Annotated in this window: 15 protein-coding genes; 6 read left to right on the top strand and 9 right to left on the bottom strand. The window is 72.4% G+C overall.

Translation table 11 applies throughout. The annotated features are described in order from the left end of the window. Nucleotides 1-39: 39 nt before the first annotated feature. From ACTOQ1_RS28815 to ACTOQ1_RS28805, 3 genes are read right to left on the bottom strand one after another with little or no spacing between them, the layout of a single operon-like run. Nucleotides 40-7332, bottom strand: coding sequence for an amino acid adenylation domain-containing protein (locus ACTOQ1_RS28815; protein WP_440071113.1), 7293 nt, complete (start codon nt 7330-7332; stop codon nt 40-42). After that, complete coding sequence (locus tag ACTOQ1_RS28810) at nt 7329-8255, bottom strand: fatty acid desaturase family protein (RefSeq protein ID WP_440071111.1); 927 nt, start codon at nt 8253-8255, stop codon at nt 7329-7331. Before ACTOQ1_RS28810 ends, ACTOQ1_RS28815 begins: the two co-directional genes overlap by 4 nt. A 34-nt stretch (nt 8256-8289) precedes the next feature. Continuing rightward, nucleotides 8290-9201 carry a pyridoxal-phosphate dependent enzyme gene (locus ACTOQ1_RS28805; protein WP_440071110.1) on the bottom strand — a complete coding sequence of 304 codons (912 nt, stop codon included), beginning with the start codon at nt 9199-9201 and terminating at the stop codon, nt 8290-8292. A gap of 328 nt (nt 9202-9529) precedes the next feature. On the opposite strand from ACTOQ1_RS28805, the gene ACTOQ1_RS28800 reads away from it, so the two are divergent. Next, entirely contained in the window at nt 9530-10861 is a 1332-nt protein-coding gene (locus ACTOQ1_RS28800) for an FAD-dependent oxidoreductase (RefSeq protein ID WP_440071109.1), read from the top strand. Nucleotides 10862-11039: 178 nt separating this feature from the next. Continuing rightward, nucleotides 11040-12272 (top strand): DUF6986 family protein, encoded by a 1233-nt coding sequence (locus ACTOQ1_RS28795; RefSeq protein ID WP_440071108.1) that lies wholly within the window; start codon nt 11040-11042, stop codon nt 12270-12272. A 161-nt stretch (nt 12273-12433) separates the two neighbouring features. On the opposite strand, the gene ACTOQ1_RS28790 is transcribed toward ACTOQ1_RS28795, so the two are convergent. From ACTOQ1_RS28790 to ACTOQ1_RS28780, 3 genes are all read right to left on the bottom strand, one after another. Then, nucleotides 12434-13108, bottom strand: a complete 675-nt coding sequence (locus ACTOQ1_RS28790; RefSeq protein ID WP_440071107.1) for a copper homeostasis protein CutC — start codon at nt 13106-13108, stop codon at nt 12434-12436. Between the two features lie 43 nt (nt 13109-13151). Beyond that, nucleotides 13152-13775: a GNAT family N-acetyltransferase gene (locus tag ACTOQ1_RS28785; protein WP_440071106.1), complete on the bottom strand. Its 624-nt coding sequence runs from the start codon at nt 13773-13775 to the stop codon at nt 13152-13154. A gap of 314 nt (nt 13776-14089) precedes the next feature. Then, the gene (locus ACTOQ1_RS28780) at nt 14090-14836 is read right to left on the bottom strand and encodes a GntR family transcriptional regulator (RefSeq protein ID WP_362834392.1); all 747 of its coding nucleotides are present in this window, start codon (nt 14834-14836) and stop codon (nt 14090-14092) included. Between the two features lie 263 nt (nt 14837-15099). Here ACTOQ1_RS28780 and ACTOQ1_RS28775 point away from each other — a divergent pair, with 263 nt between their 5' ends. Further along, nucleotides 15100-15327: a hypothetical protein gene (locus tag ACTOQ1_RS28775; RefSeq protein ID WP_440071105.1), complete on the top strand. Its 228-nt coding sequence runs from the start codon at nt 15100-15102 to the stop codon at nt 15325-15327. A 427-nt stretch (nt 15328-15754) separates the two neighbouring features. Then, nucleotides 15755-15949, top strand: coding sequence for a hypothetical protein (locus ACTOQ1_RS28770; RefSeq protein ID WP_440071104.1), 195 nt, complete (start codon nt 15755-15757; stop codon nt 15947-15949). Between the two features lie 88 nt (nt 15950-16037). Here the strand turns inward: ACTOQ1_RS28770 and ACTOQ1_RS28765 are convergent, their stop codons facing one another. The 3 genes from ACTOQ1_RS28765 to ACTOQ1_RS28755 all read right to left on the bottom strand — a co-directional run bounded on the left by ACTOQ1_RS28765 (nt 16038) and on the right by ACTOQ1_RS28755 (nt 18772). After that, the gene (locus tag ACTOQ1_RS28765; protein ID WP_440071103.1) at nt 16038-16829 is read right to left on the bottom strand and encodes an MBL fold metallo-hydrolase; all 792 of its coding nucleotides are present in this window, start codon (nt 16827-16829) and stop codon (nt 16038-16040) included. 355 nt (nt 16830-17184) lie between these two features. Continuing rightward, nucleotides 17185-17994, bottom strand: coding sequence for an alpha/beta fold hydrolase (locus ACTOQ1_RS28760; protein WP_440071102.1), 810 nt, complete (start codon nt 17992-17994; stop codon nt 17185-17187). 31 nt (nt 17995-18025) lie between these two features. Next, on the bottom strand, nt 18026-18772 hold the full coding sequence (locus ACTOQ1_RS28755) for an alpha/beta hydrolase (protein ID WP_440071101.1): 747 nt from the start codon (nt 18770-18772) through the stop codon (nt 18026-18028). A gap of 125 nt (nt 18773-18897) precedes the next feature. Between ACTOQ1_RS28755 and ACTOQ1_RS28750 the strand changes: the two genes are divergently transcribed. After that, complete coding sequence (locus ACTOQ1_RS28750) at nt 18898-19548, top strand: GntR family transcriptional regulator (RefSeq protein ID WP_440071100.1); 651 nt, start codon at nt 18898-18900, stop codon at nt 19546-19548. 2 nt (nt 19549-19550) lie between these two features. Beyond that, entirely contained in the window at nt 19551-20588 is a 1038-nt protein-coding gene (locus ACTOQ1_RS28745) for a 1-aminocyclopropane-1-carboxylate deaminase (RefSeq protein ID WP_440071099.1), read from the top strand. Nucleotides 20589-20593: the final 5 nt, after the last annotated feature.

Raw genomic sequence — 20593 nt, 5'->3', positions numbered from 1 at the left:
CCGGGCTTGTCCCCGCAAGTGCTGATCCGGTACTCGGACTCACGCCCCGGGGCGGGCCGACCGGCCGTCGCCGACGCGGGCCGAGGAGGCGGCACGCACCGGCCGGGCGGCGAACCGGGCGTCGGCCTCCCGCTGCAGGTCGTCCAGATCGCCGAGATCCGCGGGCGGCACGGCGTCCGGCAGTTGTCCCTCCATGAAGCGCAGCCGGCGGTCACGCCAACCGAGGATCACCCAGACCAGTTGCAGCAGGCCGCTGAGGACGACCAGCAGCGCCAGGCCACGGCCCGGCCCGGTGCCGATCACGGAGCCGACCGTGGCGGCGAGGGCTCCACCGGGTTCGAGCAGCGGCTGGACGTGACGCTCGGCCAGGGGCCCCATGACCAGGTAACCGAGCGGCATCGTCATCATCATCGTCATCATGAAGAGGGACAGCACCCGGCCCTGCAGTTCCAGGCCGACCTTCGCCTGTACCAGCGCCAGCCAGTGTCCTTCGGCGATCGAGTCACAGAACCAGATGGTGAACAGGCCGATCGCGGGGAGGTACGGGTTCTCGATGCCGGTGACGAACATTCCCACGCCGGACACGCCCAGGGCGAGGATCAGTCCGGTGGCCCTGCGGGGAGTGCCGCCCCACAGGCCCATGACCAGGCTGCCGCACAGGGCTCCCAGACCGCCCGCCGCCAGCGTCACGCCGAGCATCCCGGTGGACTGCTCGGTCAGCAGCATCGGGACGATGACGGAGAAGCCGATCATGTAAAGGACGTGGTGGACGACGAAGAACCGCATGGCGCGGAGCAGGGGCGGTCGCCGGGCGATGTAACGCCAGCCGTTCGTGATCTCCTTGAGGAAGCTCTCGTCGCGGTGGCGGAAGAGCATGTCGGGGAACCGGACCGCGAGCAGGGTCGAGGCCCCCACCAGGAAGCTGAGCACGTCCAGCGCGACGACGCCCTCGATGCCGATGACCCCGATCAGGCCCGCGCCGATCATCGGTGCGATCACCGTTCCCAGGCCCATGCCGAGATGGGTGATCCCGTTGGCGTGGCCCAGATAGCGTTTCGGCACCAGCTGCGCCACCGCGGCCACGTAGGCCGGACGCTGGAAGGCGCCGGCGACCGAGGCGACCGACACGACGAGGTAGATGTGCCACATCCGTAGTCCGTCGGCGAACACCAGCAGGCCGAGGACTCCCATCGCCAGGGCCGCCGCGGAGTCGCTGATCAGCATGACGCGCCGGCGATCCCATCGGTCGGCCACCGCACCCGCCACCGGCCCGGCGACGATTCCCGGCAGGATGCCGATCGCGTTGATCAGCGTGAACTCCGTGAGTGAGCCGGTTTGCTGGTAGACCCAGATGCTCAGGACGAGCGTGCTGAGGCTGCTGCCGATCATCGAGACGAACTGGCCGAGCGCCACCAGCGCGAACCGGGACAGGCCGGGCGCCGTTCGACGGGGTACGCGGCCGCGGACCGGTGGCGGATCCACCGGCTCCCGCCGGACCTCCCGCCGCGGCGCGTCCTCGCCCGGTCGGCGTTCGGCGTGCTCGACCAGGGCCCGGGCCAGCGGCTCCGCGTGGGTCTTCACGAAGAAGTGGCCGGCCCGGGGCAGCACCGCCAGCTCGACGGCGTCGGCGAAGTGCCGCCACTCGTGGTGGCGTTCCTCGTACAGCTCCGTGACGCGATCCCGGGAGCCGACGACACTGAGCACCGGTGCCCGCAGCCGCGCCTGCCCGGCACCCCGGTAGGCGGCGGTGAAGTACTCCTCGGCGTCCCGGGCGTCGTGCCGGACGTTGCGCAGCACGAACTGTTCCTGCTCGGGGCCGTCCAGATCGGTGAAGCCGCCACGCGCACGGAGGAAGGAGGCGTACTCCCGGTCGGAGGTGAACCGGTCGGTCGGGACCAGTCTGTGGAACCAGTCGAAGAACCGTCCGGGCAGCCGGGCGGTGGGGAAGCTCGCGCCGAGACCGACACCGACCACCTCGACGCCGGCCTCCTCGGCCCGCCGGGCGGCCTCGATCGTGATAGCGCTGCCGAGGCAGTGACCGTACAGCAGCACCGGTCCGGACAGCGACCGGAGCTCGCCGAGCATGAGTTCGGCCACCTCGGCGGCCGGCAGCAGGGGCTCGTCCGGCCGGCTCTGGTCGTGGCCGGGAAGTTCGACCGCGTAGAGGGACCAGTGAGCGGGAAGCGCCTCCGCCAGAGGCCGGTAGGAGATCGCGCTCCCGCCGGAGTAAGGGATCGCCACCACCGTCACACCACCCGCCGCCTGATCGGCGTCGGACGAGGTCAACCGGTGCAGCAGTCGCCGCGGTCCCGCGTCGGGCTCCGCCGGCCGCTCGTCGAGCAGGGCCGCGAGGCCGCGTACGGTGGGCTGCCGGTACAGCTCCACCAGTGCCAGGGAGGGGTCGACGCGCCGGACGAGCCGCAGCGCGCTGAACGAGTCGCCCCCCAGGGAGAAGAAGGAGTCGTCGATGCCGAAATCGTCGATGCCCAGCGTCTCCGACCAGATGGCCGCGACGCGACGCTCGGTGGCCGTCCTCGGGGCGGTGCCGGCGGAGGTCGTCTCCGAGACCGGCGGCGCCGGCAGCGCCCGCCGGTCGAGTTTGCCGTTGGGAGTGAGGGGCAACCGGGGCAGCACGACCAGCCGGGTGGGCACCATGTGGACCGGCAGGCTCGCGGACAGGGTCTCGCGGATCCCGGCCTCGGTGACCTCACCCCCCGGCCGCGGCACCACGTAACCCACGAGCTGGGCGATCCCCGAGGGCAGCGGGTGCACCGCGGCGGCGGAGGCGAGCACCTCCGGCAGCCCGGCGAGTGCGGTCTCCACCTCGCCCAGCTCGATCCGGTAGCCGTTGACCTTGACCTGGTCGTCCAGGCGGCCGAGGAAGTCGACGTTCCCGTCCCGGTGGTAGCGGGCGCTGTCCCCGGTCCGGTACATCCGGGCTTCCGGTTCGTCGCCGAACGGGTCGGGGACGAACCGCTCGGCGGTCAGTTCGGGCCGCTCGTGGTAGCCGAGGGCGACGCCCGCTCCGCCGAGATACAACTCGCCGACCACGCCGGGAGGGAGGGGCCTGCCGTGCGCGTCCAGGATGTAGACGCGGTTGCCGGGGAACGGCCGGCCGATCGGCAGCGGCGCGTCGGGCGAGAGGCCGGCGGTGTCGCCGTCGAAGTAGACGTTGTCCACCGTCACCTCGGTCACGCCGTAGGCGTTCACCACCCGGTTGCCGGGACCCACCAGCCGCCGCGCCTGCCGGTACTCCCGCACCTGCCACTTCTCACCCCCGCCGATCAGCAGCCGGACGAAGTCCAGGCTCTCCCCGGCCGCCTCGACGTGTGCGAGCAGGTTCCGCAGCACGGCGGGCACCAGCTCCGTGGAGTCGACCCGCTCCCTGCGCATCAGCGCGTACAGCTCCGCCGGGTCGAGCAGCACCTCGCGCGGCACGACCACGAGCCTGCCGCCGGTGCACAGCGCGCGCAGCGTCTCGCCCACGAACATGTCGAAGGAGAAACTGGCGGCCTGCTGGTACGTCCAGCCCGGCTCGAGGGCGTAGGCGTCCTGCCACATGGCCACCGCGTGGACGAGGTTGGCGTGGGTGACGACCACTCCCTTGGGCCGGCCCGTGGAACCGGAGGTGTAGATGACGTAGGCGGGGTCGGCCGGTCCCGCCGCCGCCTCCGGATCCTCGCCGCTCTCGGCGAGGATCCGCTCCGCCTCCCGGTCCAGGGCGACGACCGCCACGCCCTGCGGCGAGGGCGCGGCGGGCAGGTCGATCCTGGTGACGAGCGCGGTCGCGCCGCTGTCCTCCACCATGTAGGCGAGCCGGTCCGTCGGGTAGGCGGGGTCGAGGGGGACGTACGCGCCGCCCGCCTTGAGCACGGCCCACATCGCGGCGAAGAGTTCGATGCCCCGGTCAAGACAGATCGCCACGCGTACACCGGGGCGCACTCCGTGCCGGCGCAGCGTCCGCGCGAGCCGGTTCGCTCGCTCGTTCAGCTCCCGGTAGCTCACGGTCTCCGGGCCGCAGGTGAGCGCCGGTGCGCCGGGGGCCGACGCCGCGCATCGCTCGAACAGCTCGTGAACGGTGTCCGCCGCCGGCGACCGGATCGCGCCGTCGTTCCACTCCCGCAGGATCCGGTGCCGCTCGACGGGGGTGAGCAGGGGCAGCCGGCTCACCGGCGTGGCCGGCGCCTCGGCCGCCGCCCGGAGCAGGGTGAGCAGGTGGTCGACCAGGGCGTCGACGCGTTCGGCGTCGAAGAGCTCGGTGGCGTAGTCGACGGTGAGGACCGGGCCGTCCAGCGGGAAGTGCAGGCCGAACGCGAGATCCACCATCATCGCGGCCGGCGGCTCGTCACCGGCGTACCTCATGAGCGGGCGGCGCGGGGCGGGGGTGTTGTGCACGGTCACGCTGACTCCGCTGAGCCGGTTGACCTTGCCCGCCCGGGTGGTGCCCGCCCGCGCCTCGCCGATCGCCGCCATGATGTCCGGCAGCGGCAGGTCCTGGTGCTCCAGGTCCCGTACGACGGACTCCGTGACGCGGGAGAGCAGGTCGGCGAAGGTGGGATCTCCTGCGACGTCACCGCGCAGCGGCAGGATGTTGAGGGCGGCGCCCACCAGGTTCTCCAGGTCGACGTCGTCGCGCCCGGCGACCGGTGCCAGCACCGTCACGTCACCGCGCCCGGTGTACCTGCCGATCACGGCCTGCACTCCGGCCAGCAGCACCATGAAGAGGCTGGCGTGGTGTTCCCGCCCGCAGGAGCGGAGCCGGTCGAGCAGATCGGGCGAGAGCTCGCGGGAGATCCGCTCGGCCGCGAAGGACCGCACGGCGGGGGCCGGCCGGTCCGCCGGGAGCTCCATGTCCAGGTCGGCGTCGGCGAACCGGTCCTGCCAGTAGGCGGCGAGCGAGGTGTCGGCGGCCCTCGACTCCTTGCGGAGACCGAGCTCCGGCAGCCTGTCCGGCGGGGTCTCGACCGGCTCGCGGCCTTCCGCCAGGTCGAGGTACAGCTCCGCCAGCTCGTCCGCGAGCACGCCGGCCGACCAGCCGTCGAAGCAGAGGTGGTGGACGACGAGGAACAGTTCGTCGTCGCCGCCGGTTCGCAGCAGCAGCATGCGGGCCGGCGGGCCCTCCGCGAGGTCCATCGGCTCCCGCACGGCCTGGCGGCGCACCCGCTCGGCGCCCGGCGCCCGCTCCTCCCGCGGCAGGTCCCGCAGGTCGATCTCCGTCAGGGGCACGGTGCCCGTGGGGTCGACGACCATGACGGGTTCCCCGTCCTGGAACGGGAAGCGGGCCCGCAGCGCGGGGTGCCGGCGGACCAGCTCCGCCAGGCACGCCTCGATCAGGTCCGCCCGTGCCGCGCCGTCCCATCCGTACCGGATGCCGAGGGTGTACGCCGGCAGCTCGGCGCTCAACTGCTCGGTCATCCAGAACGTCCGCTGCAGCCCCGTGAGCGGCAGCACCCGAGTGCCCTCGGCCGATCCCCGCTCCGGCGTGTCCAAGGCGGCGCGGGGATCCCGCGGCACCTCGGCCGCACGGACCGCGGCCACCACCTCGGCGAACGTCGGGGCGGCGTACAGCTCGCTGAGCGCCAGCTCCGCCCCGTACTCGTGGCGAAGCCTGCTGATCATGCGGATGGCGTGGAGCGAGTCGGCTCCGAGCGCGAAGAAGTCCTCGGCGGGACCGACGCCGGTGACGCCGAGCAGGCTCTCCCACAGTGCGCGGACGCGCGCCTCGACCGTGTCCCGCGGACCGGCCTCCCGGCCCGCCACGCCGTCGGAGGCGAGCGGTACGGCCGCCAGCGCGGCCCTGTCGACCTTCCCCTGGACGTTGAGGGGGAAGGAGGCGTGCAGGGAGATCACGGCCGGCACGAGATAGTGCGGCACCTCCTCACGCAGGCGCCGCCGCACCTCGGCCGCGTCCGGGCCGCCGGCGTCCGCGACCAGGTGGCCTGCCAGCCGCGCCTGCCCGTCGCTCTCGTCGACCAGCACCACCGCGTCGGCGATGCCGGGAATCCCGCGCAGCGCGGCCTCCACCTCGGCGGGCTCCACCCGGAAGCCGCGGATCTTCACCTGCCGGTCGAACCGGCCCAGATACTCCAGCGTCCCGTCGGGAAGCCGTCGCACGCGGTCGCCGGTGCGGTACTCGGGCGCCCCTCCCGGCCCGGAGACGAACCGCTCCGCGGTCAGCTCGGGCCGGTGCAGGTAGCCGGTGGCCAGGGCGGCGCCGCCGATGTACAGCTCGCCCGGCCGGCCGTCGGCGGCCTCGGCGCCGTGCGGCGTGACGACCCGGCAGGTCACCCCCGGCAGCGGGAAGCCGATCGGCACCGGGTCGTCGCCGCGCCAGGACGTCAGATCGGCGGCGGTCGCCGTGACGATCGCCTCGGTCGGGCCGTAGGTGTTGAGCAGCCGCACGTGCCGGCGGACGCGCGCGTGCCAGCGCCCGACGGTCCGCGCGTGTGCGGCCTCCCCGCCGATGATCACCATGCGAACGCTCGCCGGCAGCGCCGCCTCTCCCCTGTCGATCGAGGAGACGAGCTCCCTCCAGTACGCCGTTGCCAGGGGGAGCACGGTGACGCCCAGGTCGGCACAGCCGTCCAGGAACAGGTCGGGCCGGCTGATCATGTCGTCGTCGCGTACGAGGACGGCCGCGCCCGCGGTCAGCGCGGGAAAGATCTCCTGAACGCTCGCGTCGAAGCTGAGCGAGGCGAACTGGAGCACGCGGTCGTCCCGCGTGATGCCGTACTCGTCCCGGGCGGCCCGGCAGAAGTGCGACCAGCCGCGCCGGGGCACCACGACGCCCTTGGGACGACCGGTGGAGCCGGAGGTGAAGATGACGTAGGCGGTGTCGTCCGGGGAAGCTGCGTCGACCGGCGGCGGGGCGGTGGCCGGGCCCGCCTCTCCCAGGCGCAGCACCGGCGTGCCGGCGGGCAGGGGCGGATCGGCGTCCATCGGCACCAGCACGACCCGGGGCCGGGTGTCCTCCAGCATCAGGGCCAGCCGCGCCGCCGGATAGCCGGGATCGAGCGGCACGTAGCCGGCACCGGCGCGCAGCACCGCCAGCATCGCGGTCACCGCCGCTCGTCCGCGTGGCAGGCACAGCCCGACCAGATCGCCGGGTTCGACCCCGGAGCCGGCCAGCGCGCCGGCCATGCGGTCCACCTCGGCGACCAGTTCCGCGTACGTCGCCTGGCCGGTCGCGTCGATCAGCGCCGGCGCGTCGGGCGCCCTGCGCGCCTGTTCCCCGATGGCGGCGAGCACGTCGAAGGGCGGGCCCTGCGACGCGGTGGCGAGATCGGAGGGTCGTTCCGCCGCCGTCGGGCCGGCGGTGCGCACGTCACTCATGCCTTGCCCTCCCGCCTGCGCAGGGCCGCCCAGAGGGTGCGGTAGAAGTCCAGGTAGGTGCGCTCGACGTGGACGGCGTGGAGCCGGGTCTCCTCGTGCCGCCGGGGTAGCCGGTTGATCGGCACGCTCATCGCGGCGTGGTGCTCGATGTGCAGGTTGTTGCCGTTGGTGAACCAGGTGCTCAGCCGGCTTCCCCTGATGGACCGGGTGTTGCGCAGCACGTCGGTGCTCTCGGTGTCGCAGAGGATGTGCTCGGGCAGTTCCACGAGGAAGTGCATCGGAACGGCGAGGAGGAGCGGCAGCACCCACAGTCGCAGCGGGTACTCGCCGTACCCGGCCACGGTGACGCAGAGCGCGACCAGGACGGCACCGCCCATGACGAGGTGATCGACGACGATGCGGCGGCGCATGGTGGGACTGACCGGCCCGAACCCGTACGTCCAGCGTCCCGTGGCGGCTAGCGCGACCTCCCACAGGACCGTGCCGAGCCGCCGGTAGTCGAACAGCCCGCGTACCAGGTGCGACACGGTCAGCGGGGTCCGCGTGTCGAAGCCGAAGAACTCGGTGTCCTGGGGAGTCCCGAGATGACGATGATGTTGCAGGTGACGCAGACGGTAGTGGCTGTAGACGACGAACAGGGGGATGCCCAGCGGGACGCCCGTCAGCCGGTGCGGCCAGGACCCGCGGAACGCCGAGTGGTGCAGGCACTGGTGCTGCAACTCGACGGCGTGCGTGTACGCGGCGGCGAGGATCACCACGCCGAGGACGGTCAACGGCGGCTCCGGGCGCAGCGCGAGGACCGTCCCCGCGGAGGTCAGCACCGCCAGCGCGACGAGCTTGGCGACGAAGATCCGCTGGTCGTCCCGGTTCACCTTGGTGCGTGCGAAGAGCAGCGCGGGGCCGCCTTCGGTGGTTGCGGTCATCATTTCCTCGATCAGGTGCGGTCGTCGGGGCTGGTCAACGTCCGCTGAGCAACACGACGTGGGTTCCGGACAGCGAGCCCGTCACGCGGGCGTGCGCGAGCAACCCGGCGAGGGCGACGGCCCCGGCCGCGGTGGGGTTCGCGCCGTACGGGACGAGCGCGGCCCTGGCCTCGATCAACTCCTCGTCCCCCACTCCGAACACCTCGCCGCCGGTGTCGGCGATGGCCGCCATCGCCTCGGGCCCCTGCAGGGCATGCCAGTTGACCAGCGGCTGGTTGTGATCGGATGTCGTGACGGCGTCCGGCGGCAGCGTCCGGTACTCACCCGGCCAGCTGGTCGCCACCGGGTTGTTGCCGGCGGAGCACACGCCGTTGATCACGCCGGGCCAGCCGAGCGCTCGCATCCGGCGATGGACGGCGATGGTCGTGGTGCCGTTGCCCACCGGAATCCACAACGCCGCGAGCGGCGCGTCGAGCGCCTCACGCAACGCGGCCACCACCACGCCGTGTCCCTCGAACACCGCGTCCACGTACGGACCGTCCACGTTGCCGTCGACCGCGTCCTCCTCCTCGGCCAGCCCGCGGGACGCGTCCACCGCCTCCTCGTAGCCGCCGCGCACCGCGACGACGTGGGCCCCCGCGTCGCGCATCCACGCGCCGCCGTCGCTCCAGCCCTCCGGCAGGACGACCGTGCAGGCCATACCGGCGGCGTGGCACGCCATCGCCATCGCGCGACCGTAGTTGCCGCAGGTCGCGATCACCACGCGCCGGTACCCGTCGGCGGCGGCGCGGGCCACCACCGCGCGGGCCGCCGGCTCCTTGTGGCTGCCGGAGGCGTACCGGCTCTCGTCCTTGATCAGGATGCGGGCTCCGGGGACGAGGCCCGTGGCGTCGATCAGCGGGGTGCCGTACGCGTCCGTGGGCGCGCCGGCGTACGGGGAGAGCATGGTGCGGTCGGCCTCTCGTCACGGAACTGGACCGCCTGCGTACGCAGGAGTGATCACAAGCGGTAACGCGACACCGGCCATGTACACAGGAGTGATCACAGGCGGTGACGCAGCAGCGATCCTGCTCTCGCCCGATGAACGAGGAAGGTCGCGAACGTGATGATCAAGCCGACGCCGAATGACATTTGGATCACGTTCCCGCCGTTCCCACCGGCGGGAACGGCGGGTGAATCGATCATGTCGGCGCGTGAGTCTGGCAGGTTGCCCCGGGGTGATACAGAATCAAGCAGGGCATCGCGTTCATGACATCCAACGCCGGGGAGGCGACATGTCACTGCGAGTCGCGATCGTGGGGTCAGGACCCGCCGGGATCTACACCGCCGAGGCCCTGACGAAACAGGCCACCGTGCCGCTCAGGGTGGACGTCCTGGAGCGCCTGCCGACGCCGTACGGGCTGGTGCGTTACGGGGTGGCTCCCGACCACACCTCGATCAAGTCGATAGCGGGCTACCTGCGCGGCGTGCTGGAGCTTCCCCAGGTGCGGTTCCTCGGTGGGGTCGAGCTGGGCAAGGACGTCGACGTCGCCGACCTGCTCGACTGCTACGACGCCGTGGTCTACTGCACCGGCGCGATGGTGGACCGGCGGATGGGCATTCCCGGCGAGGACCTGCCGGGCAGCGTGGCCGCCACCGACTTCGTCAACTGGTACTGCGGCCACCCCGACATGCCCGCCGACCGCTTCGTCCTCGACAGCCCCGAGGTCGCGGTGATCGGCGTGGGCAACGTGGCGGTCGACGTGGTGCGCGTCCTGGCCAAGACCGCCGAGGAGCTGCGCGCCACGGACGTGCCCGAGGAGGTGCTGACCAGGCTGGCCGCCAGCGAGGTGAAGACCATCCACATGATCGGACGCCGGGGCCCCGAGCACGCCAAGTTCACGCTGAAGGAGCTCAGGGAGCTGGGCGAGCTGACCAACGCGGACGTGCGCGTACGGCCCGAGGAGTGCGTGGCGGACGTCACGACGGCGTCCCGGCAGGTCCGGGGGAACGTCGAGGTCCTGCGGAGCTGGACCACCCGCGCCCCCGTGGGCCGCCCCCGGCGGCTGGACGTGCGGTTCTGGATGCGCCCGGTGGAGATCCTCGGCGAGGATCGGGTGGAGGCGCTCAGGCTGGAGCGCACCCGGCTGGTGGACGGACGGGTCGTCGGCACCGGCGAGTTCGAGACCCTCCCGGCCGGCATGGTGCTGCGCTCGGTCGGCTACCAGAGCGTGCCGCTGCCCGGCGTTCCCTTCTCCGAGACCAGCATGACCGTGCCGAACGAGGCCGGCCGGGTCCGCGACCGCGAGTACGTGGCGGGCTGGCTCAAGCGGGGCCCCACCGGTGTGATCGGCACCAACAAGTCCGACGCCGCGGAGACGGTCCGCACCCTCCTCGCCGACCTGGCCGGCCGCGATCCGGTACGCCGCGCGGACCTGGACGACCTTCTCGCCGCCCGGGGAGTCTCGCCGATCACCTACGAGCACTGGCTGTCCATCGAGGCGGCGGAGGAGGCCCTGGCCAGATCCCTCGACCGGGGCGAGCGGGTGAAGCTCCTCGGCCTCGCCGCCATGCTCACCGCCTGCGATCGGGAACCACGGCCGGGAAGCGACCTGGGGACCGGCTGAACCCGCCGAACCGACTGGACCGGCGGGAACGGCCGGACCGGCCGGACCGGCCGGACCGGCCGGACGTCGGGAACGGCCGGTGACCAGGACGCGTCCGCACCGGCGCGCCCCTCCGAGCCCGCGCGTCCGGCCCGAACCGGCCCCCACCCGAACCAGCACGTCCAGGAGGAGCACCAGCATGCGCGTCACGTTCGCCGACCCGTCCGCCCTGATCCCGGGTTTCCAGGAGACCCATGACGATCAGATCCTGCTGTACCCGTACCGGCCGGTCGAGTGGCAGCCCGTGCACACGGTCTACGTCCCGGCCGACCGGTTCGACGCCGGGACGACGCGGGAGTGGGGTGACGCCGCGCTGGAGTCGTTCCGGCGGCACCTGTCGGAAGGCGACCTGGCCGCGATCCTCGGCACGACTCCCGGCGTGTCCCCAGGCGCGGGCGAGGACCTCGCCGGGGCCGTGCACGGGAGGGTGGCCGCCAAGCTCGCCCGGGAGCCCGTCGAGGACCTCCGGATCGACTTCGAGGACGGTTACGGGACGCGTCCCGAGGAGGAGGACGGCCACGTCTCCGCCGCCGCCAAGGCGGTCGTGACCATGCACGCGGCCGGGACGCTCCCCCGGCGCTGGGGATTGCGGGTGAAGTCGTTCTCCGACGGCGACCCGGTCCGCGCCCTGCGGACCCTGGACGGTTTCCTCACCGGCGTGACCGAGCGTGCCGGGCACCTGCCGGACGGGTTCGTCGTCACCTTCCCGAAGGTGTTGATGAGGGAATATCTGCACCAGTTCGTCGACTTCCTCGACACGCTGGAGGACGGGCTGGGCCTCGGCCCGAACACGCTGAGGTTCGAGCTCCAGGTGGAGGCCCCGCAGACGGTGACGATGCTCCACGCCGGCCTGACGACCTCCCTGCGGGGGAGGCTGGCGGCGGCGCACTTCGGCGTCTTCGACTACACGGCGAGCTGTGGCCTTCCCCCGCACGAGCAGCGGCTGGACCACCCCGCCTGCGACCACGCCAGGCACGTCATGCAGACGGTCTTCGCCGGGACCGGGGTCGAGCTGTCGGACGGCTCGCTGGCCGCCTCCCCCGCCTCGGACGACGGGCGTGACGTGCGGGCCCTGTGGCGGCGCCACGCGGAGCTGGTCGGGCGCTCGCTGACCCACGGCTTCCACCAGGGCTGGGACATGCACCCCTCCCACCTGGTCAGCCGGTACGCGGCGGTGTACGCCTTCCACCTGTCCCGGTACGGGGAGTACGCCCGCCGGGTGCGCGCCTGGGAGGAGCGGCGCGACGCCGGGGAGGGCGTGATGGACGAGCCCGCCACGGTCAAGACCATGGCCGCCGCCCTCCGCCGCGCGGACCTGGCGCTGGGCACCGACCCCACCGGCCCCGCCGACCACACAGAACGACCGGTCTGACTCCGGTCGCCCACCCCGCCCGGGGGAACGCCCGGTCCGGCCGGCACGGCCGGAGCCCGGCGCCCCGGGCCGGTCGTCGAGACCTGCGGCGCTCCGGAAGCCTCCCGCCGGGGGCCTCCTGCCCCGCGAGCCTCGATGAGCCCTCAGCGGGCCTCAGGACCTCAGTCGATCAGGGCGCGCCACTCACGGACCCGGCGGGCGTCGACCGGGTCCGACCAGGACGCCCGCACGGCGCTGCCGACGTGGAAGGCCCGCACGCCGTACTCCATCAGCACTCCGACGTGGCCGGGCCGCAGCCCGCCGCCGGCCATGATCAGCGGGCCGTCCCCGGCCTCGCACCGGGTCTTGAGCAGCGGCAGCCCGTCCGACACGCCACCGGGCGCACCCGAGGTGAGCACGGTGGCGAGGTTGGGCAGGAGGCGGACGGCACGCCAGCTCGCCTGGGTGTCGGCCGCGTGGTCCACCGCCCGGTGGAAGGTCCAGGGCAGCGGCGCGACCGCGTGGATGAGCGCCTCGGTGGCGGCCAGGTCGACCGCTCCCGCCTCGTCGAGGAAACCGAACACGAACCCGGCCGCGCCCGCGTCGGCGAGGGCCCTGGCATCGCGGCTCAGGGCCTTCAGCGACTCGGGCGTGGCCAGGAACGAGGCCTCGCCGCGCAACATCACCATCTGCGGCAGCGCGCACTCCTTGGAGATCGCCGCGACCGTTTCCGGTGCCGGGGTGAGCCCGTCGGAGGCCATGTCGGCGACGACCTCCAGGCGATCGGCGCCGCCCGCCTCCGCGGCGACGGCGTCGCGCACGTCGAGCGTGATCACCTCAAGCAAGGATCCGGTCATGAATGGAGGCTATCGGATGGCTTTGTCCTGGGATCGCCGTGGTTCAGACATGCTCGGGGACGGAGGACCCGCGCCGGTCCGAGATGGGCAGCGCGAGGCCGGACGCGCGAGCGCGCAGGCCTCCCGGCCTCTGGAACAGGGCACCGGAGGCACGATGCGGCAGGTCGACCGTGCGGAGATGCGTGAAACGCTGCCTCCGATAGTAGCCCTGCAACCCCGGGTTGTCCTTGGAGCAGTCAAGCCGGAGCCATCTTTTCCCCAGGGTGAGGACCCGCAGGCCCGCCCAGTCCAGGAGCGCCTCCCCCAGCCCCGTGCCCGCGTGGTCGCGCGCCACGGCCAGCTTGTGAACGTAGAGCGCCGAACCGGGGTCGTCCCCCCGGGTCCAGAACTCGGGGTCGGCGTGGCCGTCCAGGGCGACGGTGGCGACGGGCCCTACCGGCCGGCCCGGCCCGTCCTCCCTGTCCAGCAGGTACAGGACGCCCTCGCCGATCAGCGGGGTGATGCGCCCGGCGGGGAACCCGTCGGCGGGCCACTGCCGCACGCCGCGGCGGTTCAGCCACCCGGCGGTCTCGGCGAGGAGCGCGAGCACCCCGTCGAGGTCACCTTCGGTGGCCCTGCGCAGCGTGAACGGGCGCGTGGCGGTGGGACTGGCGGTGTTCGAGTGCATGGTTCATCCCTTCGTTGCTTTCGGTACACGAGATGACACGGAGCGTGTCCATGTGATGGCGCACGGCGTCCATGCCGGGCTAGGCGGATGCCTAGGGGCCTGAGGCGAGCGGTGAGACCGCGATCGGGAGAGGCGGCGGGGCGGGGCACGCCGGAACGGGAGGCGCCGGCGGGAGCAGCGGAGAGCGGCCCGCCGGGGCGAAAGGCGCGGGGAAGCGGGAAGAGCGGCGTCTAGCCACCCGGCGGACGCGGCCCGGTGCTCGCCCGCGGCGCGGGCGGAACGAGGGCCGGCCCGTCAGGGCGGTCACGGAGACGTCAACGGCTTTCCAGCTCGTACCGGATCAGGTGCTTGTCGGCGGGCAGGACCGACACCGCCACGCGTACGGGGGTGTCGTCCTCGTCGTAGCCGACCCGGATGTAGACGACGACCGGCGTGCCGAGCTGGAGCTGGAGCCGCTCGGTCTCCGCGCTGTTGGGCATCCGCGCCCAGATGTCGTCGACCACCCGCACCTGCCGGTGGCCGAGTTCCTCCAGGACCTTGTTGGCCCCGCGCACGATGTCGCCTGGCCGGGTGATCTCGGAGTCGGCGACCAGGGCCAGGGGGAAGTAGGAGTCGTTGGTGTTGTACGGCTGGCCGTCCACGAAGCGCAGCCGGCGGCGGACCACGGCGAGCTCGTCGTCGGAGAGCTCCAGCCTGCTGGCGATCTCCTCGGCCGGTTGCACGATCGAGACCTCGATCTCCTGGCTCGGCGCGCGCCCCTCGCGGGAGACGGCCCAGGCGAAGGCCTCCAGGGTCTCCTCGCGCCGCGGCTGCAGCTCGCGCTGGGGGTGCATGAGCAGCGGGCGGCGTTCCCTGACGACGGTTCCCCTGCGGGGGGTGCGGGTGACCAGGCCCTCGTTCACGAGCTCGCCGAGAGCCAGCCGTACGGTGTTGCGGCTGACCTGGTGGGCGAGCATGAGTTCCGCCTCGGTCGGTAGCTGATCCCCCGGTCCGAGCGCACCGGAGTAGATGATCCTCCGTAGATCGGAGGCCACCTGTTGATACAGCGTTGACCGTGCCATTAAGTCCCCTTTGTGCCAACAAAACTAGACGATCTGGTTCTAGCGGGGAACAGCCCCTTGACCCAACCTCCCAAGACCCGCATCATCCAATCGTTGGTACAAATCCATCGAAAGGTCAGCGAGGGGGGTGGAGGCCGGTGCTGTCGGTCCGCACGGATACGCCGTACCTGCCCTGGCGCGATCCCCGCGAGGCAACACGTTTACTGCGTTACGCGTTGCACCGCCAGGGATTCACGCACACCTACCAGAGCAACGGAAACGGCATGTCCGTGCTCTCGGTGCTGACCGATCTGACTGTCTGGTGCAAGAACGGGCTGTTCGTCTGGAACGAGGACGGCGTCGAGTCGTCCCACCCGGCCGACGACCCGGTGGGAGCGGCCCGCCTCATCTCACGGCACTACCGGCGGCCCGCCCCCGACGACGACCTCTCCGAGGAGGGCGCGGACCAGCCGGTCCGCGCCCTCACCACCACAGACTCCGAGCGCGACTAGCAGGCCGAGGACCCCATCCCTCGCCGGGGTCCTCCGCCACCGCGCCCGGGGCGGAACGCGTCCTGGCGGGTCCCCCACGCCCGCCAGGGCGCGATTCCCATCGCGGGAACGCGTCCACGGGACGGGACCCGCCAAGGCGTGACCGCTCGCCTGCCCACCCCCCCGCCTCCGGCGGCGAGCGGCCCGCCGGGGACGGAAGACGTGAGACCGCGCGAGGGAAGACAATCGCCCCCATGCGGTTCGGGATCCTGGGCACCACGCGGGCATGGCACGACGGCCCCGCCAACGCCACAACCGCCACCGACCCCACCGACGTCACAGCCGCCGGAGACGCGGCCGGCGGTGAGGTACGCGTCGGCGGGCGCTGCTGGGCCTGCTGCTCGGCGCGGCCGTCGCCCTGCGGGGAGTCGCCGGTTACGAGGAGGCCATGCGCGCGTACGCGGCGGGATGCCAGAAGCCGGGCGACGGAGTGGGCAGGTGGATGGTTCCCGAGAGCCGGTTCATGGCCTGGTTCGTCAACCAGAACTACAGGCTCCTGCCCTACGTGCCGTGGAAGGGACTGATCGCCAGGAGCATCCGGCGGACGGCGAACGCCATCACCCTGAAGGACTACGAGCGTTGACCCGGCCGAACCTCACGCCACCGGCGAACGCCCTCGTTCGCGGGGAACCTTGAACGAGGCGCGCGCCCGGGGGCGCGAGACGGGACGGTCAATCCCGGTCGCCGAGGTCCAGGCGGTCGGCCAGGCCGGCGGCGGTGAAGGCGGCGACCAGCTCGTCGCGGCCCTCGGTGAAGTGGGCCCAGCTGTCGTAGTGGACGGGGACCACCCGGCGGGCGCCGAGGATCCTGGCGGCCTCGGCGGCCTGCGCGCTGTCCAGGACGATCGTTTCGCCGTCGAAGAGGACGGGGAAGCGGGGAGCTCCGGCGAAGAGGACGGCGGTGTCCACGGGGCCGAAGCGTGCTGCGATCTCCTCGACCAGGCCGAGGGAGGCGTTGTCGCCGCTGACGTAGACGGTGGGCATTCCCTCGCCGGTCAGGACGAAGCCGACCACCTGGCCGAGGATCGCCTCGACCTCCTCGCGCGGTCCGGGGCCGTGGAGAGCGGGAACGCCGGTGACGGTGACGGTGCCGCCGCCGGGGCGGTCCAGCTCGACCGACTCCCAGTCGGCCAGGCCCCTGGCTCCGTTCCCCAGGCGCCGCCCGCCGTCGGGGGTGGTGAGGGTGAGGGGGACGTCGGCGAGCAGGGTCCGGCCGGAGATGTCGAGGTTGTCGGGGTGCTCGTCGTGGGAGAGCAGGACCACGTCGATACGGCCCAGCTCGGCGGGGGTGGCGGTGGAGGGGGCGGTCTTGACCAGGAGCGGGCCGCCCGGCGTCTGGTAGTCGCCGGGGGCGTCGAAGGTCGGGTCGACGAGGAAGCGCAGGCCGCCGTACTCGAAGAGGGCGGTCGGCCCTCCGAAGACGCGAACGGAGAACCGCTCGCCGGCGGGGCTGGTGGCAGGCATGTGGAAAGTCCCTTGCGGATAGAGGGTGGTGCGGCGTGCCCGGGTTCCGGAAAGCTCCGCGAAGGCCGTCCCACCGTGCCCGCCCGTAACCAGATCCACTCTGCCAGGTCGCCCTCCGCGTAAGCCGAAGGGCACGGCCGGAGTCGGTCAAAAGCATGGGCCGGGAGGACCCGCCGGCGAACCGGACAGGGTCGGATCCGCCGCGAGCTCCCCGAGAGGTGCCGCAGCGGATCCATGACCGCTTCCCACGCGTTCAGGCCCGTCAGGCCCCCCGACCGCGTCGATCCCGGCCGCGACCGTGCCATCGGTCACGCGGATCGCCCTACCGGCGCGAACCGCTCAGAACCGTGCGGCGTCAGGTGGTGGCGCGGGCGGCCCTGTGGATGAGGTTGGCCACCGCGCCGGGTTCGGAGACGGTGACGGCGTGGGAGGCGTCGATCTCGACGGTCGTGGACTTCGCCCTCTTGGACATGAAGCGCATGGCTTCGGCGGGGATGGCGAGGTCCTGCTTGGTGATCATGCTCCAGGACTTGATGGTCTTCCACGCGGTCTCGGTGGCCCTGTCCTCAAGGGCGCCGGCGGCGATGGGGCGCTGGGTGACGGCCATCAGGTCGGTGGTCCGGCGCGGCACGTCGGCGGCGAACACCGCGCGGAACTTGTCCTGCCGGATGTACAGGTCGTCCGCCGTGCCGCCGTCCGCGGTGGGGAACGGGACGGTTTTGAGGGCGGGGCCGAGCTGGCCGCCGGGGAACCTGGCCGCCAGCTCGGCGGTGCTCTCGCCGACCTCGGGCTGGAAGCTGGCGATGTAGACGAGGGCCTTCACGTCACGGTCACCGTCGGCGGCCTCGCTCAGCACGGTGCCTCCGTACGAATGGCCGGCGAGGACGATCGGGCCGTTCACGCTGTTCAGCACGCTGCGGAGGTACTGCGCGTCGTGGCGCAGGCCGCGGAGCGGGTTGGCCGGGGCGATGACCGGGTAGCCCTTGCGCTTGAGGTCGGCGATCACCCCGTTCCAGCTGGAGGAGTCGGCGAAGGCCCCGTGGACCAGGACGACCGTGGGCTTGATCGAACCCGCGTCGGCGGTGGCGACACCGCTGGAGAGGAGCGCGGCGACGAGCACGCCGGAGGCGGCGGCTGCGCGCTTGAGGTTCGGCCTGAGATTCATGGAACTTCCCTTCCGTTCTGCGGAGGTGTGATCAGCGGGTGGTGGCGCGGGCCGCGGCGTCGATGAGCTCGGCGACGGCGTCCGGGCGGGAGACGGTGACGGCGTGGGAGGCGTCGATCTCGACGGTCGTCGACCCCGCCCTCTTGGCCATGAAGCGCATGGACTCGGCGGGGATGGCCAGGTCCTGGGTGGTGACCATGGTCCAGGACGGGATGGTCTTCCAGGCCGCCCTGGTCGCCTTGTCCGCCAGCGCGGTCGCCTCGATGGGCCGCTGCGTGGCCGCCATCAGCTCGGCCGTCTCCGGGGCGACGTCGGCGGCGAACACCGCGTGGAACATGTCCTGCCGGATGTACAGGTCGGTCCCCGTGCCGCCCCCGGCCGCCGGGTACGGCACCGGGTTGAGGGCGGGGCCGAGCTCGCCGCCGGGGAACCTGCCCGCCAGGTCGCCGGTGCTCTCGCCGACCTCGAGGTTGAAGCTGGCGATGTAGACGAGCGCGACGACGCCGGCGGCACCGTCGGCGGCCTCGCTCATCACCGACCCGCCGTACGAGTGGCCGGCGATCACGATCGGACCGGTCAGGCTGTCGAGCACGCTGCGCAGGTACCCGGCGTCCTCCCGCAGTCCGCGCAGCGGGTTGGCGACGGCGATGACCGGGTAACCGCGGCGTTTGAGGTCGCCCACCACACCGTTCCAGCTCGCGGACTCGGCGAAGGCGCCGTGGACCAGGACGACGGTGGGGGTTCCCGCCGCGGCGGGCTCGTGGGACGGGATGCTCATCGGGATCTTCCTCTCGGTACGGGAACGGCGGCCGCCGTCCCGGAATGAAATATGCAATATATTGCTAGCACTGTCAACGACACGGTCCGGTTGAAGTTTCCCGCCCGGTGTGTGCAATATATTGCATGCCCATCCCGCAAAACACGCCCGCCATCGACCGGCACCTCCTGCGCGACAACGTCTACCAACGCCTGCGCGACGCCATCGTCGACGGCAGCCTCGCGCCCGGCGAACAGTTACGCGACGTCGAGCTGGCGGCCTGGCTCGGGGTCAGCCGCACCCCGGTCCGTGAGGCGCTGCTGCGTCTCGCGGAGGCCGGGCTGGTCGTGGCCCAGCCGGGACGCTCCACGACGGTGAGCTCGCTGAACCTGCGCGACGTCCGCGAGGCCCGCGACGTGGTGGCGGCGATGCACGAACTCGCCGTCCGCGAGGCGGTGGGCGCCCTCACCGAGGCCGACCTCGACACGATGCGCCAGGCCAACGACCGGTTCCGCGCGGCGATCGAGAAGGGCGACGTCGAGGCGGCCCTGCGCGCCGACGACGAGTTGCACGGCATCCCCGTGCGAGTGGCCTCCAACCGGGCCCTCACCTCGGTCCTCGACCAGTTCACGCCGGTGCTGCGCCGCGCCGAGCGGCTGCGCTTCTCGTCGCTGGGCGGGCGCGCGTCCCTCGCCCGGCACGACAACCTGATCCGGCTCTGTGCCGCCGGAGACGCGGACCAGGCGGCGGCGGTCGCCTTCGACACCTGGCGCACGCTGCCGGCCACCGAGGAGTGAGCATGACCCTGTCCGACTTCCCCCGCCACCCGCTGACCTTCGGGCCGAGCCCCGTCCACCCGCTGCCGCGACTCACCCGGCACCTCGACGGAGCGTCGATCTGGGCGAAGCGCGAGGACTGCAACTCAGGGCTCGCGTACGGCGGCAACAAGACCCGCAAACTCGAGTACATCGTCCCGGACGCGCTCGCGCAGGGCGCGGACACGCTGGTGTCGATCGGCGGGTACCAGTCCAACCACACCCGCCAGGTCGCCGCCGTCGCCGCGTCGCTGGGGTTGAAGGCGGTGCTGGTGCAGGAGAACTGGGTCGACTGGCCGGACTGCGTCAACGACCGGGTCGGCAACATCATGCTGAGCCGGATCATGGGCGCCGAGGTCAGGCTCGACCCGGCCGGTTTCGGCATCGGCTTCAAGGACTCGTGGAACCGGGCGATCGAGGACGTGAGGGAGCGCGGCGGCACGCCGTACCCCATCCCGGCGGGTGCCTCCGACCACCGGCTCGGCGGGCTCGGGTTCGCGAACTGGGCGTACGAGGTGGCGCGGCAGGAACGCGAGCTGGGCGTCTTCTTCGACACCGTCGTGGTCTGCGCGGTCACCGGCTCGACCCAGGCCGGCATGATCGCCGGCTTCGCCGCACTCGAGGAGGCCGGCGGCCGGCCGCGCCGGGTGATCGGGATCGACGCCAGCGCGAAGCTCGAGGAGACCCGCGACCAGGTCGCCCGGATAGCGAGGGCCACGGCCGAGCTCATCGGCGTCGGCCGGCCCCTGCGGGACGACGAGATCACGATCCTGGACGGGTGGGCCGGCGACCTGTACGGGATCCCGGTGCGGTCGACCCTGGACGCGATCCGGCTCACCGGCGAGCTCGAGGGAATGATCATCGACCCGGTCTACGAGGGCAAGTCGATGGCCGCTCTGATCGACCTCGTCACCGGCGGGGAGATCCCCCGCGACGCCACCGTCCTGTACGCGCACCTGGGCGGTCAGCCGGCGCTGAACGCCTACAGCGGCCTGTTCACCGGCACCCGGCGGCTGACCTGACGCCG

The organism is Streptosporangium sp. OZ121, assembly GCF_051918885.1.
GTDB lineage: Bacteria > Actinomycetota > Actinomycetes > Streptosporangiales > Streptosporangiaceae > Streptosporangium.
This window is presented reverse-complemented; position numbering and strand designations above follow the sequence as displayed.